This window comes from Streptomyces sp. NPDC021012 (genome assembly GCF_044333355.1).
Classification (GTDB): Bacteria; Actinomycetota; Actinomycetes; order Streptomycetales; family Streptomycetaceae; genus Streptomyces.
This window is the reverse complement of record NZ_JBIRQU010000003.1, coordinates 778,778-802,950: the sequence shown is the minus strand read 5'-3', so window position 1 is coordinate 802,950 and position 24,173 is coordinate 778,778. Positions and strand designations below refer to the sequence as shown.

Annotated in this window: 22 protein-coding genes; 11 read left to right on the top strand and 11 right to left on the bottom strand. The window is 74.9% G+C overall.

The window, feature by feature from the left end:
* Positions 1-234 precede the first annotated feature (234 nt).
* Complete coding sequence (locus tag ACH4TP_RS13505) at positions 235-2,400, bottom strand: putative bifunctional diguanylate cyclase/phosphodiesterase (RefSeq protein WP_389225202.1); 2,166 nt, start codon at positions 2,398-2,400, stop codon at positions 235-237.
* Complete coding sequence (locus ACH4TP_RS13500; RefSeq protein ID WP_398189929.1) at positions 2,397-3,209, bottom strand: SAM-dependent methyltransferase; 813 nt, start codon at positions 3,207-3,209, stop codon at positions 2,397-2,399. Before ACH4TP_RS13500 ends, ACH4TP_RS13505 begins: the two co-directional genes overlap by 4 nt.
* Positions 3,210-3,753: 544 nt before the next feature.
* Between ACH4TP_RS13500 and ACH4TP_RS13495 the strand changes: the two genes are divergently transcribed.
* The 3 genes from ACH4TP_RS13495 (at position 3,754) to ACH4TP_RS13485 (ending at position 6,117) form a co-directional block, all read left to right on the top strand.
* Positions 3,754-4,584: a hypothetical protein gene (locus ACH4TP_RS13495; protein ID WP_398437663.1), complete on the top strand. Its 831-nt coding sequence runs from the start codon at positions 3,754-3,756 to the stop codon at positions 4,582-4,584.
* 50 nt (positions 4,585-4,634) lie between these two features.
* A complete protein-coding gene (locus ACH4TP_RS13490) occupies positions 4,635-5,399 on the top strand; it encodes a hypothetical protein (protein WP_389225208.1) in 765 nt (254 codons plus the stop codon).
* A gap of 163 nt (positions 5,400-5,562) precedes the next feature.
* Positions 5,563-6,117, top strand: coding sequence for a hypothetical protein (locus tag ACH4TP_RS13485; protein WP_389225210.1), 555 nt, complete (start codon positions 5,563-5,565; stop codon positions 6,115-6,117).
* Between the two features lie 107 nt (positions 6,118-6,224).
* Here the strand turns inward: ACH4TP_RS13485 and ACH4TP_RS13480 are convergent, their stop codons facing one another.
* Positions 6,225-6,752 carry a hypothetical protein gene (locus tag ACH4TP_RS13480; RefSeq protein ID WP_389225212.1) on the bottom strand — a complete coding sequence of 176 codons (528 nt, stop codon included), beginning with the start codon at positions 6,750-6,752 and terminating at the stop codon, positions 6,225-6,227.
* A gap of 382 nt (positions 6,753-7,134) precedes the next feature.
* Between ACH4TP_RS13480 and ACH4TP_RS13475 the strand changes: the two genes are divergently transcribed.
* Positions 7,135-7,794 carry a class F sortase gene (locus ACH4TP_RS13475; RefSeq protein ID WP_389225214.1) on the top strand — a complete coding sequence of 220 codons (660 nt, stop codon included), beginning with the start codon at positions 7,135-7,137 and terminating at the stop codon, positions 7,792-7,794.
* Between the two features lie 67 nt (positions 7,795-7,861).
* Here ACH4TP_RS13475 and ACH4TP_RS13470 read toward each other — a convergent pair whose 3' ends face one another.
* Positions 7,862-8,725, bottom strand: coding sequence for a polysaccharide deacetylase family protein (locus ACH4TP_RS13470; RefSeq protein ID WP_398189919.1), 864 nt, complete (start codon positions 8,723-8,725; stop codon positions 7,862-7,864).
* A 90-nt stretch (positions 8,726-8,815) separates the two neighbouring features.
* On the opposite strand from ACH4TP_RS13470, the gene ACH4TP_RS13465 reads away from it, so the two are divergent.
* Positions 8,816-9,277 (top strand): universal stress protein, encoded by a 462-nt coding sequence (locus tag ACH4TP_RS13465; RefSeq protein WP_389225218.1) that lies wholly within the window; start codon positions 8,816-8,818, stop codon positions 9,275-9,277.
* 22 nt (positions 9,278-9,299) lie between these two features.
* On the opposite strand, the gene ACH4TP_RS13460 is transcribed toward ACH4TP_RS13465, so the two are convergent.
* On the bottom strand, positions 9,300-10,505 hold the full coding sequence (locus ACH4TP_RS13460; RefSeq protein ID WP_398189913.1) for a CapA family protein: 1,206 nt from the start codon (positions 10,503-10,505) through the stop codon (positions 9,300-9,302).
* Positions 10,506-10,765: 260 nt separating this feature from the next.
* Between ACH4TP_RS13460 and ACH4TP_RS13455 the strand changes: the two genes are divergently transcribed.
* From ACH4TP_RS13455 to ACH4TP_RS13445, 3 genes are all read left to right on the top strand, one after another.
* Positions 10,766-11,359 (top strand): sigma-70 family RNA polymerase sigma factor, encoded by a 594-nt coding sequence (locus ACH4TP_RS13455; protein WP_398189910.1) that lies wholly within the window; start codon positions 10,766-10,768, stop codon positions 11,357-11,359.
* 4 nt (positions 11,360-11,363) lie between these two features.
* Positions 11,364-11,786: a PaaI family thioesterase gene (locus ACH4TP_RS13450; RefSeq protein WP_389225224.1), complete on the top strand. Its 423-nt coding sequence runs from the start codon at positions 11,364-11,366 to the stop codon at positions 11,784-11,786.
* A 205-nt stretch (positions 11,787-11,991) separates the two neighbouring features.
* Complete coding sequence (locus tag ACH4TP_RS13445) at positions 11,992-12,498, top strand: hypothetical protein (RefSeq protein ID WP_398437659.1); 507 nt, start codon at positions 11,992-11,994, stop codon at positions 12,496-12,498.
* Between the two features lie 6 nt (positions 12,499-12,504).
* Here the strand turns inward: ACH4TP_RS13445 and ACH4TP_RS13440 are convergent, their stop codons facing one another.
* The 4 genes from ACH4TP_RS13440 to ACH4TP_RS13425 all read right to left on the bottom strand — a co-directional run bounded on the left by ACH4TP_RS13440 (position 12,505) and on the right by ACH4TP_RS13425 (position 16,710).
* The gene (locus ACH4TP_RS13440; RefSeq protein WP_389225228.1) at positions 12,505-13,713 is read right to left on the bottom strand and encodes a histidine kinase; all 1,209 of its coding nucleotides are present in this window, start codon (positions 13,711-13,713) and stop codon (positions 12,505-12,507) included.
* A 19-nt stretch (positions 13,714-13,732) separates the two neighbouring features.
* Positions 13,733-15,484: a cation acetate symporter gene (locus tag ACH4TP_RS13435; protein ID WP_398437657.1), complete on the bottom strand. Its 1,752-nt coding sequence runs from the start codon at positions 15,482-15,484 to the stop codon at positions 13,733-13,735.
* 19 nt (positions 15,485-15,503) lie between these two features.
* On the bottom strand, positions 15,504-15,890 hold the full coding sequence (locus ACH4TP_RS13430; protein ID WP_398189902.1) for a hypothetical protein: 387 nt from the start codon (positions 15,888-15,890) through the stop codon (positions 15,504-15,506).
* A gap of 76 nt (positions 15,891-15,966) precedes the next feature.
* The gene (locus tag ACH4TP_RS13425; protein ID WP_398189899.1) at positions 15,967-16,710 is read right to left on the bottom strand and encodes a LytR/AlgR family response regulator transcription factor; all 744 of its coding nucleotides are present in this window, start codon (positions 16,708-16,710) and stop codon (positions 15,967-15,969) included.
* A 132-nt stretch (positions 16,711-16,842) separates the two neighbouring features.
* On the opposite strand from ACH4TP_RS13425, the gene ACH4TP_RS13420 reads away from it, so the two are divergent.
* The 3 genes from ACH4TP_RS13420 to ACH4TP_RS13410 all read left to right on the top strand — a co-directional run bounded on the left by ACH4TP_RS13420 (position 16,843) and on the right by ACH4TP_RS13410 (position 20,608).
* Positions 16,843-17,517 carry a response regulator transcription factor gene (locus ACH4TP_RS13420; protein WP_389225236.1) on the top strand — a complete coding sequence of 225 codons (675 nt, stop codon included), beginning with the start codon at positions 16,843-16,845 and terminating at the stop codon, positions 17,515-17,517.
* Positions 17,514-18,809: a sensor histidine kinase gene (locus ACH4TP_RS13415; RefSeq protein ID WP_389225238.1), complete on the top strand. Its 1,296-nt coding sequence runs from the start codon at positions 17,514-17,516 to the stop codon at positions 18,807-18,809. The genes ACH4TP_RS13420 and ACH4TP_RS13415 overlap by 4 nt, the downstream gene beginning before the upstream one ends.
* Positions 18,810-18,970: 161 nt before the next feature.
* Positions 18,971-20,608 (top strand): alpha/beta hydrolase, encoded by a 1,638-nt coding sequence (locus tag ACH4TP_RS13410; RefSeq protein WP_398437654.1) that lies wholly within the window; start codon positions 18,971-18,973, stop codon positions 20,606-20,608.
* On the opposite strand, the gene ACH4TP_RS13405 is transcribed toward ACH4TP_RS13410, so the two are convergent.
* Complete coding sequence (locus ACH4TP_RS13405; RefSeq protein WP_398189888.1) at positions 20,592-21,971, bottom strand: wax ester/triacylglycerol synthase family O-acyltransferase; 1,380 nt, start codon at positions 21,969-21,971, stop codon at positions 20,592-20,594. The genes ACH4TP_RS13410 and ACH4TP_RS13405 overlap by 17 nt on opposite strands.
* Positions 21,972-22,087: 116 nt before the next feature.
* The gene (locus ACH4TP_RS13400; RefSeq protein WP_398437652.1) at positions 22,088-24,172 is read right to left on the bottom strand and encodes a SpoIIE family protein phosphatase; all 2,085 of its coding nucleotides are present in this window, start codon (positions 24,170-24,172) and stop codon (positions 22,088-22,090) included.
* Position 24,173: the final 1 nt, after the last annotated feature.

The following is a 24,173-nucleotide window of genomic DNA, read 5'->3' as shown; positions in this document are numbered from 1 at the left end:
TTCAGGCGCGGAACGCGGAGGCGCCGCTAGAGGGCGCCGTCCCGTGTGCCCACCCGTCCCGCCCCAGCGGGACGATTGCCCACACGGCGGGTGGGAAGGGGCACCGCCCCGCCGAGCGCGCGGCCCACACGGGCGCGGGGCGAAACCCCAGGCGAGTGCGGGCCCCACACGGGGGCGGGGCGGAGCCCCAGGAGGGGGCGCCGTCCCGCCGGGTGCGGGTCCCACACGGGGGGGTTACACCGCGTCCGCCAGGACCAGGGAGTGGATGCGGTCGGGGGCGCCGGGGCGGGCGTAGTACCAGCCTTGGGCGGTGTCGCAGCCGAGGTCGCGGAGCTGCCGGGCCTGGGCGGCGGTTTCGACGCCTTCGACGGTGACGGCGAGTTCGAGGCTGTGGGCCAGGGAGACGATCCCCTCGACGATCTTGAGGTCGACCGGGTCCACGGGGTGCTGCTGCATGCCCCGGGTGAAGGAGCGGTCGAGCTTGAGGACGCTGACCGGCAGCCGCCGCAGGTTGGCCAGGTTCGAGTAGCCGGTGCCGAAGTCGTCGAGGGCGATGTCCACGCCCATCTCGGCGAGCTGCCGCAGCGGCTTGAGGAGGTCCTCGTCGGCGCCTATCAGGGCCGATTCGGTCACCTCCAGGCACAGCGCGCCCGGTTCGAGGCCGGAGCGCTCCAGGACGTCGACCGTGTCGGCGACCAGGCGGGGGTGGTGGAGCTGTGTCGGGGAGAGGTTGACGTTGATCCGCAGGGGGCCGCCGTCGGAGTGCCGGGTCTGCCAGAAGCGGGCCTGGCGCACGGCCTCCTGGAGCACCCAGCGGCCGAGCGGGACGATGAGGCCGGTGTCCTCGGCGAGCGGGATGAAGCGGTCCGGGCCGAGGACGCCGTGCTGCGGGTGGCACCAGCGGACGAGGGCCTCCGCGCCGTGCACGCTGCCGTCGTCGAGGTGGACGAGCGGCTGGTACTCGATGAAGAACTCGCCGCGCTCCAGGGCGGCCGGCAGGGCGGTGGTGAGCCCGTGCCGGGTGATGGCGCGGGCGTCGGCCTCCGGGTCGGCGAGCTCGAAGCGGTTGCCGCCCGCCGACTTGGCCCGGTACATGGTGATGTCGGCGCTGCGGAGCACCTCGGCCGGGGTCCGCTCCCCCGCCGGGCCCTCGACCAGGCCGAGGCTGCCGCGGACGGTGAGTTCGCGGCCGTCGATGCTCAGCGGGGTGGCGAGGGCGGCGAGGATGCGGTCGGCGAGTTCGGTGACGTCCCGCTCGCCGCCGGGGGCGGTGGTGAGGGCGACGAACTCGTCGCCGCCGAGCCGGGCCACCATCTCGCCCGCCCCGGTGACGCAGCTCTGGAGCCGGTCGGCGACCTCGACGAGCAGCCGGTCGCCGGTGGAGTGGCCGAGGCTGTCGTTGATGACCTTGAAGCCGTCGAGGTCGAGGTAGCAGAGGCCGAAGCGGGCGTTGTCGCCGGGGGCGAGCGCCTTCTCCAGGCGTTCGAAGAACAGGGTCCGGTTGGGGAGTCCGGTGAGCGCGTCGTGGGTGGCCTCGTACCGCAGGCGCAGATGGAGCAGGCGCCGTTCGGTGGTGTCCTCCATGAGGGCCAGCTGGTACTGGGGGCGGCCTTCGGCGTCCCGGAGGAGCGAGACGGTGAGGTTGGTCCACAGAACCGTTCCGTCGCCCCGGTAGTACGGCTTCTCGACGCGGTAGTGCTCGCGCTCGCCCCGGACCAGCTCCTCGTACAGCTTCCAGACGTGGGGCCCGTCCTCCGGGTGCACCCACTCGCTGACCTTCCGGCTGCGCACCTGGCCCTCCATTCCGCCGAACATGCGGGTGAGGGTCTCGTTGACCTCCAGGACGTTGCCGTCGAGGTCGGCGATGCCGATGCCGATCGCCGCCCCGTCGAAGACCGCGCGGAAGCGGCTCTCGGTGGCGTGCAGGGCGATCTCGGCGGCGCTGCGGGCGGCGAGCGCGGAGCGGGCGATGGCCTCCTGCTCGGCGCGGGTCCGCTCGCGCAGGGCCTGCGCGTAGCCGGTGGCCATGGCGTGCTGGAGCCGGGCGCAGCGGGCGCGCAGTTCCTCGGCGGCGAGGTCCGACTCCGTACCGCAGTAGAGCACCAGGTACGAGTCGACGACGCCGAGGCTGCGGCCGAGGGAGTCCGGGTCGGTGCAGTGGGCGTCGACGAGGGCCGCGCCGGTGCGCTGGGCCGGTGCCGTGTCGAAGGGGCGGGCATGCAGGGCGTCGCACAGGGTACGGGCCAGCGGCAGCAGGTGCCCCTCGAACTCGGCGCGGGTCAGCGAGGTGGCGGTGACGGGGAAGATCGCGCGGCTCCAGATGGTGACGAACCGCCTGAGTCTGTCCTCCGGGCCGTCGGTCTCGGCGAGGGTGCCGGACGGCTGCGACGGGACCTTCACGGCTTGCGCCCCACCCCTGCGAACCCGGAGAAGGCGTACGGATCCTCCTCCTCGGCCGGATTGTCCGGGCGCCAGAGCGGCATCGGGACGAGTCCGGGCTCGACCAGTTCGGTGCCCTCGAAGAAGCGGGCGACCTCGGCGCCCGACCGCATCACCAGGGGGTTGCGGATGCTGCGGTAGACCCCCACGGCGCCGCCGGCCTGCTCCTCGGGCAGCGGGACGCCCTCGTAGGAGGCGTGGGTGAGGATGAGGAGGCTGCCGGGGGCGAGGGCGTCGACGAGTTCGGCGACGGCCTCGTAGGGGTGGTCCTCGTCCTCCAGGAAGTGCAGGACGGCGACGAGGAGCAGGGCCACCGGCCGGTCCAGGTCGAGGAGTCGGGTCACCTCGGGGTTGTGCAGGATGTCGGCCGGCTTGCGCAGGTCGGCGGCGACGACGGCGGCGCTGTCGTCGCCGTCCAGGACGGCGCGGCTGTGGGCCACGGCGACGGGGTCGTGGTCGACGTAGACGACCCGGGCGGCGGGGTCCGCGGCCCGGGCGACCTCGTGCACGTTGCCGAAGGTGGGTATGCCGGAGCCGATGTCGAGGAACTGGGTGACGTCGTTGTCAACGGCGTGGCGGACGGCGCGCCGCATGAAGGCGCGGTTCGCCTGCATGATCTTGGGCAGACCAGGCATGAACTCCAGGGCCTTGCGTGCCGCTTCCCGGTCCACTTCGAAATTGTGCGAGCCGCCCAGATAGAAGTCGTACATACGGGACACACTCGGTACCGAGATGTCGATACCGGGCGGGGCCCAGGCGGGACGCTCCATCGATGTCTCCAACAAGTCGCCATGGGGGATACGGCCATGCGTGCGCGGCCGGTGTTCGAGGTGAGGCTACTGATCACCCGCCGAGAGAGCGAGTGGAAACGGAAATTCGCGGTCCGTTCTTGGTCACACGCCATTGGCACGTGCTCTTGGAACGCAGAGTTCACGCCTTCAGACTGTGCAAATTCACGTGCATATGATCGTGCGTCGGTTCCCGGGCCGGCGCCGCTCGCGTCCGCCGGAACCCCAGGCCCCTTCCGTACCTCGGCCGTTGCCGTTCCCGGGGCCCTGTCGCCGGTGCAGGATGCCCTGCCGGCCGTTCCCTCCGACAGGGCGACAACCGGACAGATCTCGCCGGGGAGGCCTGAACGGCCCGTGTCGGCCACTCTTCGGGAAATCAGCGGTCCCGGCAATACCGGACATGACGACGAATCCGCCCCACGCATCTGGTGAAACGTCAAGTCCGACCCCCCGGAGATCCCCTCCATCCGGCGAATCCCACGCGTTTCCGCCCCGGCGCGTCGCTGATGTGATCATGCTCGTCGGCGTGTCTCTGTATGGATCACTCCTCGCGCGGCCGCTGGCGGCCCTCGGACTCGTGTGGCTGCTCGCCGCACCGGTGCCCGCCGCCGCCGACGCCTGCGCCTACGTCTCGACCGATTCGGACGGTTCGCTGATCGCGGTGGCGGTCGCCGGCGGCGGCCACCACGACGACGACCGGGGGAAGGAGAACGGGAACGGCGAAGGAAAGGGTCAGGGGAAGGGCCACGACCACCACGGCGAGGGGAAGGGCAAGGGCCACGACCACCACGGCGAGGGGAAGGGCAAGGGCCACGACCACCACGGCGAGGGGAAGGGCAAGGGGCACGACCACCACGGCGAGGGGAAGGGCAAGGGGCACGACCACCATCACCACCACCCGAAGCCCTGCGACCCCGAGCCGCCCCCGCCCTGCCCGTCGCCCACGCCGACACCCACCCCGACGCCCACGCCGTCCCCGACGCCGACGCCCCGGCCCCCGTCGCCGTCCCCGTCCCCCACACCGCCGCCGCCGAAGCCGAAGCCGGAGCCGAAGCCGCCCAGGCCCCGGCCCGTGCCGCCGGCCACCCGGCCCGCGCCCCGCCCGGAGCCGCCGTCCCCCGCGCCTCCGACGACGAGGCCGCCGGAGCCCGTGCCCGCTCCGCCGGCTCCCCCGTCCCCGACGCCGCCGCCCACGGTGCGGCCCCACCCGGCGCCTCCCGCGCCCGTGGCGCTGCCCAGCTACCGCCCGGCGACGCACACCAAGAAGCAGGGGGGCACCTCCGTCGTCACCGCGACGCTGATGATCACCGCCCCCGCCGTGCTCGCGACGGCGATCCTGCGCCCCCGGTCCAAGTGACCCGCCGTCCCGCCCGTCCACCTGCCCTCTGAATCCCGCCGGAGGAATCCATGTCCGAATGGCTTGTTCTCTCCCTCGCGATGGCCGCCGCCTGCGCCGTCGTGCTCACCATCGTCGTCATCAACAACCGCCGGCTGCCCGAGGACGACGACCCCAGCGAGACCCCGGACGTCATCGAGTACATGACGATGATGATCGGCGTGATCTACGCGATCGTCCTCGGTCTGGCCATCGCCGGCGTCTGGGAGGCCCGGGGGGCCGCCCAGGAGACCGTGCGGCAGGAGGCCCAGGCGATGCACGAGATCTCGGCGCGCGCCGAGGTGTACCCGCCGGCGGTCCGCGACAGGATCCGCGCCGACGTCGACGCGTACGTCTCGTACGTGGTCCACGACGAGTGGACGCACATGTCCGAGACGGGCGAGCTCAGCGACGAGGGCACCGCGCTCCTGGAGAAGGTGCGGCGCAGCGTCACCGACTACCAGCCGGCCAACGACTTCGAGGGGCAGGCCTACCAGCCGCTCGTGGACCAGGTGGCCGCCGCCGACGACGCCCGCGGCGCACGGGGGCAGAGCGCGGGCGAGACGATGCCGGGCGTGGTCTGGTTCGGTCTGATCATCGGGGCCCTGGTGACGGTCGGCCTCATCTTCACGCTGCAGATCCGCAGGACCGGCCGGGAGCTGCTGCTCGCCGGTCTGTTCAGCGTGCTGATCGCCTTCCTGCTGTTCCTCATCTGGGACTTCGACGCGCCGTTCGGCCGGGGCATCTCGGCGACCGCCGCGCCGTTCACCGATCTGTTCCCGCAGCTCACGCGGTGAGCCGACCCGTGCGAGTGGGCCACCCGGGGGACATCGGTGCCCCATTCGCACGTCTGGGATCGCGGCTGTGGTAGTGCGCTCCTAGCGTTTCGGGCATCGAGGTGCGCGGTCCTTCGCGGGAACCCCCTTCCGCGGCTGCCCCTCGGGACCCGGAGGATTCACCATGCGCGCGATACGTGCCGCATCCACTGCCCTGTCGGTGGCGGCCGCCCTCGCCCTGGCCGCCCCCGCCGCCCTCGCGGCGGAGGGTGCTCCCGCGGCCGGACCGCGGGCACCCGGGGCCAAGGCACCGGGCGATTTCGTCGTGTCGCCGTCGGTCGTCGCCCCCGGCGGCCGGGTGACGCTGAGCGCCCCCGGCTGCGCGAGTACGGCGACGGCCTCGGCCGGCATCTTCGACACCGCCACCATCGCACCGGGGGCGACGGTGACCGCCACGGTGGACGCGGACGCCAAGCGCGGCGCCGTCTACACGGTGCTGTTCAACTGCACCGGCGGCGTGCAGGACACCGTCGCCCTCAGCATCAGCGGCACCCCCACCGCCACCCCTACCATCAGCGCCACGATCCTCACGCCCCCGCGCGGGGTGCAGGGCGGTCTCGGTGGCTCGATGGCCCCCAGCTCCACCGAACTCGCCGCCGGCGGGGCGCTGGTCCTGGCCGCGGCCGCCGGCACCGCGTATGTGGTCCGCCGCCGCTCCGTCGCCCGTCGGCGCCACTGAGCGTCCCGGCCCGAGTTCCCGCCAGGCCCCGGACGCCCGTCGCCCCCGGGCCCTGGCAGGGACTCGGGGGCGACGGGCACCGTGGGCCGACCGGGAGGTTCGGCCGGTCAGACCCCCGCACCGGTCACGCGACGGCGGCGGGCGATGAAGAGTCCGCCGCCGAGCGCGGCGGCGGCGACGAGGCTGCCGCCGACGGCCATCTCGGTGGAGCTGGGGGCCATGGAGCCGCCGAGACCGCCCTGCGCGCCCTGGCCGGCCAGGACGCGGAACGACTGGGTGAGCGTGCGGCCGCCGCACTGGACGGCCAGGTTGTACTGGCCGGGCGTGGCGTTGTCGAAGATGCGCGCCGTGGCGGTGGAGACCCCGTTCACGGCGGCGGGGAGCGTGACCGTCGCGAAGGCGTTGGACGTGACCGTGCCGCCGGAGCAGCCCCGGACGGTGATCGTGAGGAGCGCGCCCTGGTGGACCGCGAAGGGGGACACGGTGACGCCGTTGGAGTTGTCTCCGCCCCGCGCGGTCTGGAAGGGGCTGACCGTCACGCTGCTGGGCCCGTTGGTGGCGGTGGCGAGGGGGGCCGCGAGTCCGAGCGCCGCGAGCGCGGTCGCCGTCACCGCCAGAGTGCGTGCAGCACGCATGGTTGAACCTCCAGTGGAAGACGCCCCGAAGCGGTGCTCCGGAAGTTTCGACGAGTACGCCTTCCATGACGAACCATCACAAGCCGGTGCGGGCCGTGCATGTCGGCACTGGGCCACCCCGGTGAGGCGACACGCCGGGGAGAGGAGCCCCTGAGGCGGCGGAACCGCAGGTCACAGCCTTTCGGGATGCTTATCTGACGATTACTCGGATGGGTCAGCGGGACTGTCACCCGGCTGCCTCGTACGCCTGCCTCCGGCCGCGTACGCCCCTGGCCGGACCCCGGACACCCGTCCGGCGGCGGCCCCCACCCGTTCGCTCCGTCCGGGGAGACGGCCCGTGCGACCGCCCTTACCGTTCTGACGACGCCGAGAAGGGAGAACCATGCCCCCGAAGGACTTCCGCGTCTTCGAGCGCAGGAGACGCCAACCCTGGGGCGTCCTGGCCCTCGCCATGCTGTCCGGACTCGCGATGATGCGCAACGGGGTGGACATCGCCCACGGGCCGCCCCAACCCGCCGCGGCGGCCCGGCCGATGGCGCGCCCGGTCGCCCCGCCGCCCGCCGCGAGCACCGGTCTGGAGCCGCTGCCCTACGCCCCGGCGTCCCGGGTCAAGATCCCGGCGATCCAGGTGGCGGCCCCCATCATGGACGTGGGCCTCGACGAGAACGGCTGGGTGGCGGCCCCGCCCCCGGAGGACCCCAACCTCGCCGGCTGGTACCAGAACGGCATCGCCCCCGGCCAGCGCGGCACCTCCGTCCTCGTCGGCCACGTCGACAACGCGAAGGGCCCGGCGGTCTTCTACGGCCTGGGCTCCCTCCAGAAGGGCCAGCACATCGAGGTCGAGCGGTACGACAACCGGGTCGCGGTCTTCGAGATCTACGGCGTCGAGGTGTACGCCAAGGACAACTTCCCCGGCGTGCAGGTCTACGCCGACACCGGCGAACCGGAGCTGCGGATCATCACCTGCGGCGGCGGGTACACGCGCGCGCGTGGCTACGACGGGAACGTCGTCGTCTACGCGCGCATGGTCGGCTCGCGCTAGCCGCGCCCACGCGCGCGAAGGGCCCCGGCACCTGGAGTGCCGGGGCCCTTCGCGCGATGACGGGTCGTCAGCGCCGGGGGACGGTGATGTGGTAGCCGGCGTCGAGGAGTTGGGGCAGGTAGCGGCGGAGCGCGGCCACGCTCTGGGAGCGGTTGCCGCCGGCGTCGTGGGAGAGGACGACGACGCCGGGCGCGGCTCCGTCGAGGACGCGGCGGACGATGGTGCCGGTGCCGGGTTCCGTCCAGTCCAGGGTGTCGACGGTCCAGGCGAGCGGCTCCATGCCGAGTTCGGCGCCGATCTCGAAGGAGATCCGGTTCCAGGCCCCGTAGGGCGCCCGGTACCAGAGCGGGGCGGTGCCGAGGGCCCGTTCGATGACCTCGCTGGTGGAGCCGAGCTCGTCGCGGATGCGGGAGGGCCGCAGCTTGGGGACGAGGGGGTGGGACCAGGTGTGGTTGCCGACGACGTGGCCGTCCGCGTCCATCTCCCGCAGCAGGTCCTGGTTGTCCACCGCCATCTCCCCGCAGACGAAGAACATCGCCCGGCAGTCGTACTCGCGCAGGGTCTCCAGGATGCCCGGGGTGTACCGGGGGTCGGGTCCGTCGTCGAAGGTCAGCACCATGGAGCGGCCGACCCCGGACATGCTGAGGAAGGGCCGCCGGCGGACGGGCGGCAGCGCGCGGCGGAAGGCCGGGGGCGCGTACGCGGTCATGGGCTGGAGCCGGTACGCGGAGGGGCGCAGCCGGGCGGCCTGTGCCTGCGGCCCCGCGGCGGGGCCCGCGTGCCCGGCGCCGGGCGCGCCCCGGGGGGCGGTGGGCGCCTCGGGCGCGGCGAACCGGTCCGCCGCGAGTACTCCGACGGTGGCGGTGGCCCCGAGGGCGGCGGCGAGGCGCAGCACCGCGCGACGCCCGATGAGCATCTCATCCTTTTTCATGACCAATGGTTCGTACGGGCGAGGGGCGGCGCGGCTCAGCGACACCGACCGCCCGCCCGAAAGCACCCGATGAGCCGATAGCCTCGGAGGGTGAGCGAACAGCAGTCCGGCCGGTTCGAACGCGGGACCGACGGCCCGAAAGTGATCATGGCGGGGATCGACGGATCCGCCTCCTCCCTGCGCGCCACGGCGTACGCGGCGGGGCTCGCCCGGCGCCAGAACGCCCTGCTCGCGCTCGTGTACGTGCAGCCGGTGATCCCGGCGGGCGTCGCGCTCGGCGCGCCCGTGACCGGGGCGACCGAGGAGATCGCCGAGGACCTCGTCGAGGAGATCCGGGCGTCCGCCGAGCGGGTGAAGGACCTGTGGCAGGTGCGGTGGGAGTTCCACACCTTCCGGGGCGACGCCTACGCGGGCCTGGTGCAGGCCGCGGAGGAGCTGACGGCGGACGCCGTGGTGGTGGGCGCCTCGGAGTCGGCGGGCCACCGCTTCGTCGGCTCGGTCGCCGTCCGCCTGGTGAAGGCGGGCCGCTGGCCGGTCACCGTCGTGCCGTGACCGGCCGGACGCGGCCCCCGTCCTACTCCCCCGTCACCAGGCCGTCCTCGGCGGCGCCCCGGCCGAGGACCACCTGCCGGATCGCGTCGCGGATCCCGGCCTCGTGCGCGTCCAGGCCCTCCGCCGCGGCGCCGAGGTCCACCACGCGGCCGTGCGCGGTGTCGAACCACTGCGGGAGGAACTCCGCCCTGGTGACCTCCCAGCGCCCTCCGGCGGCCCTGGGCGGGGCGAAGGTGAAGCGGCCGATGCTGCTCATGTTGCCGCGCGGGTCGTAGGAGCCCTCGTGGTTGATCATGTCTCCGGCGATCTGGTCGCCCATCCCGTAGACGATCCAGGTCCCGTTGACCTTCTCGTACGCCTGCGGCACGTGCGCGTGGGTGCCGATGATCAGGTCGATGTCGGGGCGGCCGCCGCTCCGCGAGGCGGTCAGCGCCCGGCCGAGGGAGAGCTGCCGTGCGTCGGGTTCGGTCTGCCACTCGGTGCCCCAGTGGACGCTGACCACCACCACGTCGGCGCCGGCCGCGCGGGCGGCGCGCGCGTCGGCGATCACCTTGTCCGCGTCGAGCAGCTTCACCGCCCAGGGCTGTCCCTCGGGCAGCGGGTGGCCGTTGGTGTCGTAGGTGTAGGCGAGCTGGGCGACCGTGGCGCCGCCCGCCTTGAGGAGGGTGGGCCGGGCCGCCTCCTCGGCCGTACGGGCGGAGCCGGCATGCCGGACACCGGCCCTGTCGAGCGCGTCGAGGGTGCGGCGGAGGCCCGCCGCCCCGTCGTCGAGGCTGTGGTTGGAGGCGGTGGAGCAGGAGTCGTAGCCGGTGGCCCCGAGTGCGGCGGCGACCTCGGGCGGCGACTTGAAGGCGGGGTAGCCGGTGTAGGGCCCGCCCTCCTCCCCGTACACGGTCTCCATGTGGCAGATGGCCAGATCGGCGCGGGAGACCACCGGCTTGGCCCCGGCGAGCATGGGGCCGAAGTCGTAGCCGGCGTCGTCCGCGTCCTCGGCGGCCCGCCGGATGACCGAGTCGTGCGGGAGGACGTCGCCGGAGGCGACGAGGGTGAAGCCGGTGGGCGCGGAGGCCCCGCCGGGGGCGGCGGACGGGACTCCCGTGCGCGCGGCGGCGGCGCCCGGGGTGGTGGTGCCGGCGGCCGGGCCGCTCCCCCCGGCGCAGCCGGTCGCCGCCGCGAGCAGGAGCGCGGCCAGCGCGGCCGTCTCCGCGGATCTGGTGCGTGAGGTCATGTGCGGCACTCCACCCGAATCATGTGATGAGCGTCTGTTCCGATGAACTGATCTCCCGGGAAAGCCGCAGTCAAGGGTCGGGGCCGCGCGGGACGACGAACCCCGCTGAAACGGACGCACCGACTCCGTCCGACCGTTCGCCGTGCCATTCGTCGCTCGGTGCGACCGTTCGTCGCAGACCGTTGTCCGTTCCCTGTCCCCCGCCGTCCGGATGCGCTCGTATACGCCCCGGACGACGAGGCGCGGGAGAGGCGGGCGGCATGACGACGGCGACGACGGCGAGGACCGACGAGCGGACCCTCGAAGAGCTCCAGCGGGACCACGGTCCGGCGCTGCTCGCCTTCCTGCTCACCCTGACCCACGGGGACCGGCAGCGGGCCGAGGACCTCGCCCAGGAGACCCTGGTGCGGGCCTGGCTCCACCCCGAGGCCTTCGACGGCCCCTACGCCTCGATGCGCCCCTGGCTGTTCACCGTGGCCCGCCGCCTCGCCATCGACGCCCGCCGCTCACGCCTCGCCCGGCCCGCCGAGATCGGCGACGGCGTCCTCGCCGTGACGCCGGACCCCGCCGACGCCACCGCCTCGGCCGAGGCCGCGCTCGACGTGCGGGCGGCCGTACGGGAGCTGAGCCCCGAACACCGCGCGGTGCTCGTCCGGCTCTACTTCCACGGCCTCACCGTCAACGAGGCCGCCGTCGAGCTCGGCATCCCCGCCGGGACCGTCAAGTCCCGCTCGCACTACGCGCTCCGGCAGCTCGGCCGCTCCCTGCCCGGCTACCGGCCGCGCCGCCCGGCCGTCGCGCGGGCCCACCCCGGGGAGGCCGTTGCCCGGGCCCGTGCCGGGGCCCCACAATGACGCCGTGACGCTGACACTCACCGCCGCCGAACAGGTCCTCGCCGACAACTTCGCCCCCTGGGTGCTCGATCTCGGACTCACCGTCGAGTCCGTCGAGTCGGCCGACGGCCACGAGGCCGTGCTCCGGCTCCCCTGGTCGGACCGGCTCGCCCGGGAGGGCGGCGGCCTCTCCGGCCAGGCCCTGATGGCGGCCGCCGACACCGCGACGGTGATCGCGGTCGCCGCGGCCCGCGGCGGCTTCGTGCCGATGACCACCGTCCAGCAGTCGATCAGCTTCCAGCGCGCGGTGGTCGGCGCCGACGTCCTCGTACGGGCCCGGCTCACCAAGGCGGGCAAGCGGATGGCCTTCGCCGACATCACCATGACCGCCGAGGGCACGGAGGAGACCGCGGCCCACGCGACCGCCGTCTACGCGCTGCTCGGCTGACCCGGCCCGGACGGCCCGCCCCTCCCGCCGCCCCGGACCCTCCCGGCACCAGGAACCTCACCCGTACCGATCCGGCCGGGAAACGTATCCGAAACCGCACGGGCGAGTTGAGCAAAGCGGGACCCGCGGGGGCCCTTCACGGAGGAGGCTCTCCCCCGGGCCTCCGACCTCCGGGGCCCTCCATGTCCGGGAGAAGGTGGGAGCGTTGCTGCCCGAGAGCACGAACGGCGCCGGCGGCACCAGCGGTGGCGGCCTCGCCGTCCCGATGGCCTGGCTGTGCGCCGAGTACCTGGCCGACGAGGTGCTGCGGGCCGCCGCGCTCGTGGCCCCCGGCTCACTGGAGTACCGGGCCGGGCTCCAGGCCCTGGCCCTCACCGTCCACCTCGCAGAGGAGCCGCGGGGGCCGGAGGGACCGGCCGGCGCGCGGGGCTCCTACCGCCTCGACGAGTGGCTGCGGCACACCGCCTACGACCGGCCCTGGCCGCCCTGGGTCGAGGAGCGGCTCGCCGCACGGCGGGCGGCCGGCGACGAGGGCCCCGACCTGGCTCTCGCGCGGACCGCCTGGCGACGGCTGCGGGACACCTGGATCCGCGCCGCCGACCTCGACGGCCGGACCGGCCCCGAGGGCCCGGTCGACGAGTCCGAGCAGATCTGGCTCCCCGCCTGGAAGCTGGGCCTCCCGCTCGCCCATCTGTCGCTGCACCTGGGCTGAGACCCGTCACGGTGCCGAAGGGTGCACCCCCGGACGGTACTTGGGGACGCGTACCGTCACCTTCATCCCGGCACCGGCCCCGGTCTCGATGACGAGGCCGTGCTCCGCCCCGTACACCTGGCGCAGCCGCTCGTCCACATTGGACAGGCCGATGCCGGAGCCCGCCGGGTGCTCCCCGCGCAGGACGGCGCGCAGCCGCTCCGGGTCCATGCCGATGCCGTCGTCCTCGACCGTCACCACCGCCTCGGCGCCCGCGTCCCGGGCCGCGATCGTGACCCGGCAGCCCCGCTCCCGGTCCTGGAGGCCGTGCTTGACGGCGTTCTCCACGAGCGGCTGGAGGCAGAGGAACGGCAGGGTCACCGGCAGCACCTCGGGGGCGATCTGCAGGGTCACCTTCAGCCGGTCCCCGAACCGGGCCCCCGCGAGCGCCAAGTACTGCTCGATCGCCCGCAGTTCGTCGGCGAGCTGGGCGAACTCGCCGTGCTTGCGGAAGGAGTAGCGGGTGAAGTCGGCGAACTCCAGGAGGAGTTCCCGCGCCCGCTCGGGGTCGGTGCGGACGAACGAGGCTATGGCGGCGAGGGAGTTGAAGATGAAGTGCGGGGAGATCTGGGCACGCAGCGCGCGGATCTCGGCCTCCACGATCCGGGTGCGGGAGCGGTCGAGTTCGGCCAGTTCCAGCTGGACGGAGACCCAGCGGGCCACCTCGGTCGCGGCCCGCACGAGGACGGCCGACTCCCGCGATCCGTAGGCGACGAGCGCGCCGAGGACCCCGTCCTCCCCGGTGAGCGGGGCGGTCACCGCCCAGCGCAGCGGGCACGCCGGGTCGTCGCAGCCGCTGTGCGCCGAGCGGCTGCGGCCGGTCGCCAGGGTCTCGGCGGCCTGCCCGGGGACGTGCGCGCGGTGGTGGTCCTCGCCCGGCCCGTCCCAGGCGAGGACCGCGCCCCGGTCGGTGAGGCAGAGCGCCTCGGTGCCGAGCAGCGAGCGGAGCGTGCGGGCCGCCTTGCGGGCGGTCTCCTCGGTGAGCCCGGCGCGCAGCGGGGGCGCGGCGAGCGAGGCGGTGTGCAGGGTGTGGAAGGTGGCCCGTTCGACGGGCGTGCCGAGGTCGGGATCGGCGGCGCGGCCGCCGCGCCGGGCGGTGAGGCGGCCGAGGACGAAGCCCGCGGCGAGCGGCACGGCCCCGGCGGCGGCCGCGGCGGCGAGGACGATGCCGTTCATCGGCGGGCCCGGACGCGGGTCATGGTCGTGCCTCCTGGGCGGGGACGGGAATCGTGCCGGTGATCTCCTCCGGGAGGTGGAGCCGGGCGAGGATCGCGGGCGTGCCCGGCGGGATCCGGCGGGGGGTGGCGAGCGAGACGAGCACCATCGACAGGAAGCCGAGCGGGACCGACCAGACGGCCGGCCAGGCCATCAGGGTGTGCGGCCAGCCCTCGGGGGCGAGCCCGGCCCGGGTCGCCATCACGGCCGCGAGGGCGGAGCCGCCGCCGAGCAGGAGCCCGGCCATGGCGCCGGGCGGGGTGAGCCGCCGCCACCAGATGCCGAGGACGAGCAGCGGGCAGAAGGAGGAGGCGGAGACGGCGAAGGCGAGGCCGACGGCGTCGGCGACCGGGACCTTGGAGGCGACCACCCCGACGCCCAGGGGGACGGCGGTGGCCAGCAGGGTCGCGAGGCGGAAGTGCCGTACGCCCCGGGAGGACGCCCGGGAGGGCAGCACGTCCTGGGTGAGGACCCCGGCGACGGACATGGTGAGCCCGGAGGCGGTGGAGAGGAAGGCGGCGAAGGCGCCCGCGGCGAGGAGCGCCCCGAGGAGGTCGCCGAGGACTCCGCCGAGGACCCTGTCGGGCAGGACGAGGACGGCGGCGTCGGCGGAGCCGGTGAGGGCGAGTTCGGGGGCGTAGATCCGGCCGAGGGCCCCGTAGAGGGGCGGCAGCAGGTAGAAGGCGCCGACGAGGCCGAGCACGACGAGGGTGGTGCGGCGGGCGGCGCGGCCGTGCGGGCTGGTGTAGAAGCGGACGGCGACGTGCGGCAGGCCCATGGTGCCGAGGAAGGTGGCGAGGATCAGCCCGTACGTGGCGTACAGCTGGTGTCCGTCGCGGCCCCCGGCCAGCGGCTGGGACCAGCCGAGGGGGTCGGAGCCGGTGGCCGCCCGCTCGGGCAGGCGGGCCCCCGGCGCGAAGGAGAGCGTGGTGCCGCCCCGGACGTGGTGGGTGCCGGGGGCGAGGGTGACGGTCCGGCCGGTGTACGCGGCGGAGTCGACGCCGCCGGTGACGGTGACCGTCAGCGGGGCGTCGAGCCCGATCCGTACCGTGTCGGCGACCGTGACGACGGTGTGGCCGCGCAGCACGGCGGGGGCGTCGAAGCGGGCTCGGGGCGCCCCGTCCCCGTACCAGGCGGCGAGCAGGAAGAGGGCGGGGACGAGCAGGGCGGTGAGCTTCAGCCAGTACTGGAAGGCCTGCACGAAGGTGATGCTGCGCATCCCGCCCGCGGCGACGGTGCCGGTGACGACCAGGGCGACGAGCAGTCCGCCGACCCAGTCGGGGGCGCCGGTGAGGATCTCCAGGGTGAGTCCGGCGCCCTGGAGCTGCGGCAGCAGGTACAGCCAGCCGATGCCGACGACGAAGAGGCTGGCCAGCCGCCGGGCCTGCGGGGATTCGAGGCGGGCCTCGGCGAAGTCGGAGAGCGTGTACGCCCCGGAGCGGCGCAGCGGGGCGGCGACGAGGACGAGCAGGACGAGGTAGCCGGCGGTGTAGCCGACCGGGTACCAGAGCATGGCGGGGCCCTGGACGAGGACGAGTCCGGCGATGCCGAGGAAGGAGGCCGCGGAGAGGTACTCGCCGCTGATGGCCGCGGCGTTGAGGCCCGGCCGGACGGTCCGCGAGGCGACGTAGAAGTCGGAGGTGGTGCGGGAGATCCGCAGGCCGAGGGCGCCGATGAGGACGGTGGCGAGGACGACGGCGGTGACGGCGGCGACGGCGTGGGTCTGGTTCATGCGGGCAGGTCCACCGCCCTCAGCGCTCCACGAGGCCGGTGAAGTCGCGCTCGTTGCGCTCGGCCCGGCGGACGTACCAGTGGGCGACGGCCCAGACCACCGGGTACACCCCGAAGCCGAGCGCGGCCCAGACGAGCGCCTCGGGCGCGGGCAGCGCGAGCAGCAGCGGCAGCGGGCCGACGAGCAGGGCCAGGGCCCCGAGGGCGGTGAGGGCGACCCGGAGCTGACTGCGCATCAGGGAGCGGACGTAGGTGTGCCCGAGGGTGGTCTGCTCGTCGATCTCGGAGCGGGCGGGCGGGTGCGCGGGGCGCCGCCCGGCGGGCGCGGGCACGGCACCCGGGCCGTGGGCGGAGGCGTACGTGACGGTCTCGCGCCGGGGCCTGCGCGGGGGTTGGGGCTCCGGCATCGGCGTCCGCTCTCTGGCTGTCTCCTCGGCTCGTGGAGTGTACGGGGACGGGGCGCGGCGCCGGTAGGGGTGCCGGTCAGCCGCCGGCCCGGCGCATCAGCAGGTCGCGGAGGGTGCGGGCGTGGCGGCGGCTGACGGCGAGGTCGGTGTCGCCGATCCGTACGGAGGTGGCGCCGGCGTCGAGCCGCAGCTCGTCGATCCGGCCCAGGGCCACGAGATGGCTGCGGTGGATGCGGACGAAGCCCCGGGCGGCCCACCGCTCCTCGAGCGTGGAGATCGGGATGCGGACGAGGTGGCTGCCGTGGTCGGTGTGGAGGCGGGCGTAGTCGCCGTGGGCCTCGACGTACGCGATGTCGTCGACGGGGACGAAGCGGGTGACGCCGCCGAGCTCCACGGGTATCTGTTCGGACGCGGCGGGGACGGCGGTGGCGTGGACCAGTTCGTGGACGCGGCGGACGGCCTCGGCGAGGCGCTCGCGGCGGACCGGCTTGAGGACGTAGTCGACCGCCTTCAGGTCGAAGGCCTGGAGGGCGAAGCCCTCGTGGGCGGTGACGAAGACGATGTGCGGGGGCCGGGCGAAGCCGGCGAGCAGCCGGGCCACGTCCAGGCCTGTCAGCCCGGGCATGTGGATGTCGAGGAAGACGACGTCGATGCCGTCGTCGCCGTCGGGGCCGCTCTCCAGGGCGCGCCCGATCCTGCGCAGGGCCGCGGTGGCGTCGCCGGCGCCCTCGGCGGTCCGCACCCGGGGGTCGGCGCGCAGCAGGTAGAGCAGCTCCCCGAGGGCGGGCTCCTCGTCGTCGACGGCCAGTACGCGCACCATGCGGCGGAGTCTAGGGGAACGGTGGCGCGGGCCGTCCGGGCGGTTTCGGCAGCCGCCGGGCGGGCGCGGTGACCCCGGTGCCCTCGTACCCGGGATCGGGCCGTGCGTCGGGCGGCGCTTAGGGTGTCCGGCGTGCGTGTACTGCTCGTCGAGGACGACGAAGACCTCCGGTTCGGGGTGGCCGCCGCGCTGCGGGCCGCCGGGCTCGCCGTGGACGAGGCCGCCGATCTGCCCCGGGCCGACGAGGCGCTGTTCGTCACGGCGTACGACTGCGCGGTCTTCGACCGGATGCTGCCGTCCGGGGACGCCGCCGTCTTCGTCGACGGGCTGCGGCGCGCCGGGCGTGACGTGCCGGTGCTGTTCCTGACCGCGCGCGACACGGTGGCGGACCGGGTGGAGGGCTTCGCGAGCGGCGGGGACGACTACCTCGTCAAGCCGTTCGCCGTGCCCGAGCTGGTCGCCCGGGTGCGCAGCCTGTGCCGCAGGGCCGCGGTCGTCCGCCCGCCGGTGCACCGCGTCGGCGACCTGGAGATCGACACCGCCCGCCGGCACGTCCGCCGGGCCGGGGTGCTGCTGACGCTCACGGGCAGGGAGTTCGCGGTCCTGGAGGTCCTCGCGGCGCGCGCCGACCAGGCGGTGTCCCGCGCCGAGCTGATCGAGAGCTGCTGGGACGAGATGGCCGAACCGCAGTCGAACGTCCTGGAGGTGCTGGTCTCCCAGCTCCGCCGGAAGCTCGGGGACCCGCCGCTGATCCACACCGTGCGCGGGCTCGGGTACCGGCTCTCGCCGCATGACGGCGTGTCGTGAGGAGCGCGTCGCGGACGCTCACGCCGACGGCCCGGGTGCTGCGGCTGCGCCGGCGGATCAGCCTGCTGTTCGCGCTGACCAGCGCCGTGGGGCTGATCGCGATGGCCGTGCTCGCCGTGCGCAGCGACAGCGGCCGCTGGCGGGAGCAGCTCGACCACACGATGGACGCGGACACCAGCTGGGCCCTCGGCCTGCTGGAGACCGACGGGGACGGGCGGCTCGTCCTGGACGTCCTCGCGGACTCGGTGGACACCGCCTGCCCGCCGCTGACCGTGCTCCTCGTGGATCCCGGCGACCCGGGCGCGCTGACGGTCGAGCACGCGCCGGCGAAGCCGTGTCTGACGGTGAGCCGGGCCGTGGTCCAGGAGGCGGGCCGGGCGGCGGTGCGGGCCGACGGCGTCCGGGCCTTCGACGGGCGCACGACGGACGGCGGGCCGGTACGGGTGTTCGCGCAGCCCTTCTACGCGCCGGAGGCGGCGGAGGACGCGGGGCCGCAGGGCGTCCTGGTGACCGTGGCCGACGCGGGCGCCCCCCGGGACGACCACCGGCGGCTCGTGTGGCTGGTGACGGGCGGCTGCGCGGTGCTCGTCCTGCTGTCGGCGGCCGTCGGTCACGTCCTGTCGGGGCGGGCGGTCCGGCCCGCGCTCGCCGCGCTCGACCGGCAGGAGGCGTTCCTCGCGGACGCCGCGCACGATCTGCGGACCCCGGCCGCCTCGCTGCGGACGCTCGCCGAGACGGCGCTGCGCGGCGAGACGGACAGCGCGGACGTGCACCGGCGCACGCTGCGTCTGGCGGAGGGGATGGGCCGGCTCGTCGACGGGCTGCTCACCCGGGCCCGCCTCATGTCCGGGACGGCCGCGGTGACCCGGCAGCCACTGCGTCTGGACCAGTTGGTGGAGGCGGTGGCCGAGGAGTCCGCCGGTGCGGGCGGGCACCGCGTCCGGGTCGAGGCGGCGGAGGCGGTCGTGGTGGCCGATCCCGATCTCGTACGCCGGGCCGTCGGCAATCTGCTGGACAACGCGCTCGCGCACGGCCACGCGCCGGGCGTCCCGGCGGACGTGCTGCTCACGGTGGGCCGGGACGGCACGGTGACGGTGGAGGACGCCGGGCCGGGTCTTCCTCCGGAGGTCGCGGGCGCCCTCTTCGAGCGGTTCCGCAGCGGATCCGGCTCCACCGGCCTCGGCCTGTCGATCGCCTCCTGGGTCGCCCACGCCCACGGCGGCACCCTCACCGCGGGCCGCTCGGCGGCCGGCGGGGCCCGGTTCGTACTCCGGCTACCGACCTCGGACTGACCGGGCCTCGTACTCGGCGCACCTCGGCACCGGGCCCCGTACCCGGCGGACCTCGGCGCCGCCCCCGTACCCGGCGGCCCCGGCATCGGCCCCCGTCCTCAGCAAAACCTCAGCATCCGTCCCCGAGACTGCCCTGGACCGACCACTCAGGGGAGTTTCCCGTGTTCCGCACCACCGCCCGCCCGTCCCTCACCGCCGCCCACCCGTTCCGCACCACCACCGCCCGCCGCCGGGCCCTCGTCCTCGCGTTCGCCGTCCTCGGCACCGTCTCCCTGGCCTCCTGTACGGCCGGGCCCGGTCAGGACGGGAACCGGCCGCGGGTCCCGGCCGCCTCCGCCGATCCGGCCGCCCGCCCCGAGCTGCGGCGCTTCTACGGCCAGAAGCTCGTGTGGCGGCCCTGCGGCGACCTCCGGTGCGCCGAGCTCACCGTTCCGAGGGACTACTCCCGTCCCGGCGACGGCGAGACCTTCGTCCTGCCGGTGGCGAAGGCGGCGACCGCCGTCCCCGGCCGGCGGCTCGGCTCGCTCGTCCTGAACCCGGGCGGCCCGGGCGAGCCCGGCGTGAAGCTCGTCGAGGACGGGATCGCCGACGAGATCGGCAAGGGCGTGCGCGAGCGGTTCGACATCGTGTCCTTCGACCCGCGCGGGGTCGGCGGGAGCAGGCCGGCCCTGACCTGCGTCACCGCCGACGAGACCGAGGGGGCGGACGAGGCACCCCTCTACCCGCGTACGGACGCCGAGCGCGCCGAGGCCCTCGCGGGCGCGCGGGCGCAGGCCGCCGCCTGCCGGAAGGCCAGCGGTCCGCTGCTGCCGCACGTCGGGACGGACGACGCGGCCCGGGACCTGGACGTGCTGAGGGCGGCCCTCGGCGACCGCCGGCTGACGTACCTCGGCTGGTCGTACGGCACGAGCCTGGGGACCTCGTACGCCGAGCAGTTCCCGCGCCGCGTACGGGCGATGGTCCTGGACGGGGCCGTCGACCCGTCCCTGGACTGGCGGCAGCGCGCGCTCGGCCAGTCGGCCGGCTTCCGGGACGCGGTCGAGGAGTACGCCGAGTCCTGCGCCGACACGGTGGGCGAGGGCTGCCCCGGCGAGACGCCCGGGGAGATACGCGCGCTGATCGACCGGCTCCTCGAACGGACCCGGCGCGAGCCGCTGCCGGTCGACGGCTCCGAGGACGGTCTCGACGCGGCGGGCCTGGTCGACGCGCTCTCCCTGTCGATGTACACGCCGGAGGCGCAGTGGGAGGGCCTGTCCGAGGCGCTGCGCGCGGCGGACGACGGGGACGGGACGAAGCTGGCGGCCCTGGCGGCGGGCGACGAGGAGGCCCCGGACACCGACGCCGGGGCGGCCCCCTCCGGGGAACCCGCGAGCGACGTTCCCGAGGACAACGGCGAGGCCGCCCTGCTCGCGGTGAACTGCCTCGACGTCCCCCACCCGCGCGACGCGCGGGCCTACTGGAACGCGCTGGACCCCGCCGACCGGGCCGCGGGGGTCTACGGCACGTCCGGGGTGACGAGCGAGCTGGTCTGCGCGGGCTGGCCCGCCGGGACGCAGAAGCCGCACCGGGTGGAGGCGGCCGGGGTGCCGCCGGTCCTCGTCGTGGGCACCACGGGCGATCCGGCGACCCCCTACGACGAGGCGGTGAGCCTGGCGCGGCAGTTCCCCGGCGGGATGCTGCTGTCCTTCGAGGCCCCCGGACACACCGGTTACGGCCGGAACGCCTGCGTGAACGAGAAGGTCGAGGCCTACCTGGTCTCGCTGACGAAGGTCCGCCCCGGCACTACGTGCGCGCCGTAGCCCCCGGCGGGGAGGGCGGATCCAGCAGGTCGAGTTCGGCGGTGAGCGCGGCGGCCAGGGCGTCGAGGTCGGGGACGGCCTCGCCGTCGGCGACGAGGCCGATGTGGACCCGGCCGCCGTACGGGGACATGGCGACGGCGAGGGACTGGCCGCGGGCGAGCGGGGCCATCGGGAAGAGCGCGCGCAGCGGGGCGCCGCCGAGGGAGAGCGCGGAGCGGGGCAGCGGCACCTGGGTGACGAGGAGGTCGAAGAGGAGCCGGGCGGCGCCCGCGGCGAGGGGCGCGCCCAAACGGTGGGCGAGCGGGTGCAGCTGGTCGGCGAGGAGGGCGACGGCGCCCGCGCCCCGGAAGGGTCCGGCGGCCTTGTTGCGGTCCATGGCGCCCCGGACGGCGGCGAGCCGGGCGGCCGGGTCGGCTTCGGTGACGGGCAGGTCGAGGAGGTAGCCGGAAAGGCTGTTGCCGGGGCCGGCCGGGGCGCCGGGGCGGCGGCGTGAGACCGGGACGAGGGCCCGGGGGTCGGCGCCGGGGAGGGGCAGGCCGCGCCCGTCGAACCAGCGGCGCAGGGCACCGGCGACGAGGGTGAGGAGGACGTCGTTGGCGGTGCCGCCGGTGGTGCGGCGGATCCGGTGGACGCGGTCGAGGGGCAGGGTGGCGGTGGCGATCCGGCGCGTGCCGCTGGAGTCGGCGGCGAGCGGGCCGGTGGGGCGCGGGTCGAGGTGACCGGCTCGGGCGACGGAGGAGCCGACGACCGAGGCGCCGACCTCGACGGCCCGGCCGAGGTCGCCGATGCGGTCGCGGGCGATGCCGAGGAGGCGGCCGGGGCCGGGCAGCCAGGAGCGCGGGGGGACGGGGCGGGGGCGGCCCGCCGGGCGGCGGCCGGCGGCGATCTCGTCGAAGATCCCGGCGCCGATGGCGACGGCCCGCATGCCGTCGGCGAGGGCGTGGTGGAGTTTGACGAGGACGGCGAAGGAGCCGTCGGGGGCGCCGCTGAGCAGGTACATCTCCCAGGGCGGGAGGCCCCGGGCGACGGGGCGTTCCATGAGTTCGGCGGCGAGCCGGGCGGCCTCGGCGGGGAAGTCGGTGCCGGGGAGGGCGATCTCGCGGACGTGCCGGCGGACGTCGAAGTCGGGGTCGGCGCTCCAGGCGGCGCCGCCGACGGGGAACAGGACGTCGCGGACGCGCATCCGGAGCCGGGGGACGGCGGCGGCGCGTCGGGCGAGCAGTTCCAGGATGTCGGCCGGTTCGTGCCCGGCGGTGACGGGCGGGGGGCCGAAGTGGGCGAGGGCCCCGAGGTGCAGGGGGTGGTCGGTGGATTCCAGGTGCCAGAAGGCCAGGTCCAGGGGTGCCAGAAGCTCGCTGCTCACGATGTCCTCTTGTCCTGCGGTGTCTTCGGTGCTCGCTGCAGAGGTGTGGAGGGGCGGGTGGACGAAGTCAATCCCGTACCGTCAGTTACGGTCAAGTACGATCAGTTCACGCTCAGTTAAAGAGTGATGAATTCGCACCACACGCACTTGCCGCCGCCCCTCGACTCCACGCCCCACGCGTCGGAGAGCTGGTCGACCAGGAGCAGTCCCCGCCCGGACACCCCCGCCTCCCCCGCCTCGCGGCGCCGGGGCAGGGCGCTGGACCGGTCCTCCACCTCGACCCGCAGCCGCCGCGGCGGCCCGGCGAGGATCCGCAGGGTCACGATCGCCCCGCCGTCGGTGTGCATCAGGGCGTTGGTCATCAGCTCGTCGGCGACCAGTTCGATCTCGTCGGCGCGCTCCTCCGCGTCCCAGGCCCGGACGGCGGCGCGGATCATGTGCCGGGCCGAGCTCAGCGCCTCGGGGTCGTTCTGCGCCACGTGCTGCTGGAAGCGGCCGGCGCCCCGCGGGTGGTACGTGTCGCGGCGGCGCAGCAGCAGGATCGCGACGTCGTCCTCGCCGCCCCGGTCGGCGACCACGTCGCACAGGTGGTCGGCGAGCTGCTGGAGGTCGGCGGGGCCGCGCCGGACGAGCGAGGAGAGCCACTGGAGGCCCTCGTCGAGGTCGGCCCCGGGCTTCTCCACGAGGCCGTCGGTGTAGAGCAGCAGCGTCTGGCCGGGGTCCAGTTCCAGGGTGGTGACGGGATAGCCGAGGCGGCCGAACTCGGCGGAGAGCCCGAGCGGCAGCCCGCCCTCGACCGGGAGTCTGCGGCAGCGGCCGTCGCTCTCCCTGATCAGCGGGTCGACATGGCCGGCGCGCACCACCTGGACGACTCCGGTGACGGGGTCGACCTCCGCGTAGGTGCAGGTGGCGAAGCGTTCGGTGTCGAGTTCGTGGAGGAAGACGGAGGCCCGGGCCATGACCGTGGCCGGGGGGTGGCCCTCGGCGGCGTAGGCGCGCAGCACGATCCGCAGCTGGCCCATGACGGCCGCCGCGTGGGTGTCGTGGCCCTGTACGTCTCCGATGACGGCGCCGACCCGGCCGCCGGGCAGCGCGATGACGTCGTACCAGTCGCCGCCGATGTCGCGGCCGAGGCGGGCGGAGCGGTAGCGGACGGCCGTCTGGGCGCCGGGGACCTCGGGGATCCGGCGGGGCAGCATCGCCTGCTGGAGTCCCTCGGCGAGGTCGTGCTCCTGCTCGTAGAGCATGGCGCGCTGGAGGCTCTGGGCGATGCTGCTGCCGAGGGCGACGAGCAGGGTCCGCTCGTCCTCGCTGAAGCCGGTCTTGTCGCTGTAGAGCAGGCCGAGGGCGCCGATGGGCCGGGCCTGGGCGATGAGCGGCAGATAGGCGGCGGCGGTGATGCCGAGTCCGCTGATGTGGGGCCAGAGCACGGGGAAGGAGTCGGCGAAGTCCCGGCCCGATTCGATGAAGCGGGGGCGCAGGGTGCGGATGACCTCGCTCATCGGGTACGGCTCGTCCACCCGGGTGAACCGGGTGCCCGGCACGAAGGAGCCGTCGGGTCCCTCGGCGACCAGGCGGATCCGGCCGGAGTCGAGGAGGCCCATGACGAGACTGGCCGCGCCGAAGTGTTCGAGCGCGTGCGAGTCGTTGAGCAGGTCGACGACGTCCTGCACGGTCCGGGCGTAGGCGAGGGCCGCCGTGGTGCCCTCGACGACGCCGGCGCGCCGCCGGCGGCCCTCGTCGAGGCCGAGCCGGGCGGCGGACTCGGTGAGTTCGTGGGTGGCGTCGCGCAGGATGCCGATGATGCGGACGGGCCGGCCGGTGTCGTCGCGGTGGACGAGGCCCTGGGTGTGGGTCCACTGGTGGCTGCCGTCGCGGCGGCGGATGCGGAAGTAGGCGCCGTACTGGTCGCTGCCGTCCTTGAGCGCCTGGGCCACGAGGGTGTCGAGCTGGCGGCCCTCGTCCGGCAGCACCCGCGGGCTCAGGCTCTCGGGTCTGCCGTCGTAGTCGGCGCGGTCCATGTCGAAGACGTCGAGGGCGGCGTCGTCCATGGCCATGGTCCCGGCGAGCAGGTCCCAGTCGAAGCCGCCCATCCGGAAGGCGGAGCCGTAGTCGGCCAGGATCCGGGCCCCGGACCCCTGTTCCTCCGGCGCGCGGCCCGGCCGCGCGATCGCCTCCCCGCCCCCGCTGCCCGCGTTCATG

Coding starts and splice junctions, on each gene's coding strand:
- ACH4TP_RS13500 (WP_398189929.1), bottom strand. CDS start 3,209: ATGGAGCGTCCCGCCTGGGCCCCGCCCGGTATCGACATCTCGGTACCG.
- ACH4TP_RS13490 (WP_389225208.1), top strand. CDS start 4,635: ATGTCCGAATGGCTTGTTCTCTCCCTCGCGATGGCCGCCGCCTGCGCC.
- ACH4TP_RS13485 (WP_389225210.1), top strand. CDS start 5,563: ATGCGCGCGATACGTGCCGCATCCACTGCCCTGTCGGTGGCGGCCGCC.
- ACH4TP_RS13480 (WP_389225212.1), bottom strand. CDS start 6,752: ATGCGTGCTGCACGCACTCTGGCGGTGACGGCGACCGCGCTCGCGGCG.
- ACH4TP_RS13475 (WP_389225214.1), top strand. CDS start 7,135: ATGCCCCCGAAGGACTTCCGCGTCTTCGAGCGCAGGAGACGCCAACCC.
- ACH4TP_RS13470 (WP_398189919.1), bottom strand. CDS start 8,725: ATGAAAAAGGATGAGATGCTCATCGGGCGTCGCGCGGTGCTGCGCCTC.
- ACH4TP_RS13460 (WP_398189913.1), bottom strand. CDS start 10,505: ATGACCTCACGCACCAGATCCGCGGAGACGGCCGCGCTGGCCGCGCTC.
- ACH4TP_RS13455 (WP_398189910.1), top strand. CDS start 10,766: ATGACGACGGCGACGACGGCGAGGACCGACGAGCGGACCCTCGAAGAG.
- ACH4TP_RS13440 (WP_389225228.1), bottom strand. CDS start 13,713: ATGAACGGCATCGTCCTCGCCGCCGCGGCCGCCGCCGGGGCCGTGCCG.
- ACH4TP_RS13435 (WP_398437657.1), bottom strand. CDS start 15,484: ATGAACCAGACCCACGCCGTCGCCGCCGTCACCGCCGTCGTCCTCGCC.
- ACH4TP_RS13430 (WP_398189902.1), bottom strand. CDS start 15,890: ATGCCGGAGCCCCAACCCCCGCGCAGGCCCCGGCGCGAGACCGTCACG.
- ACH4TP_RS13425 (WP_398189899.1), bottom strand. CDS start 16,710: ATGGTGCGCGTACTGGCCGTCGACGACGAGGAGCCCGCCCTCGGGGAG.
- ACH4TP_RS13400 (WP_398437652.1), bottom strand. CDS start 24,172: ATGAACGCGGGCAGCGGGGGCGGGGAGGCGATCGCGCGGCCGGGCCGC.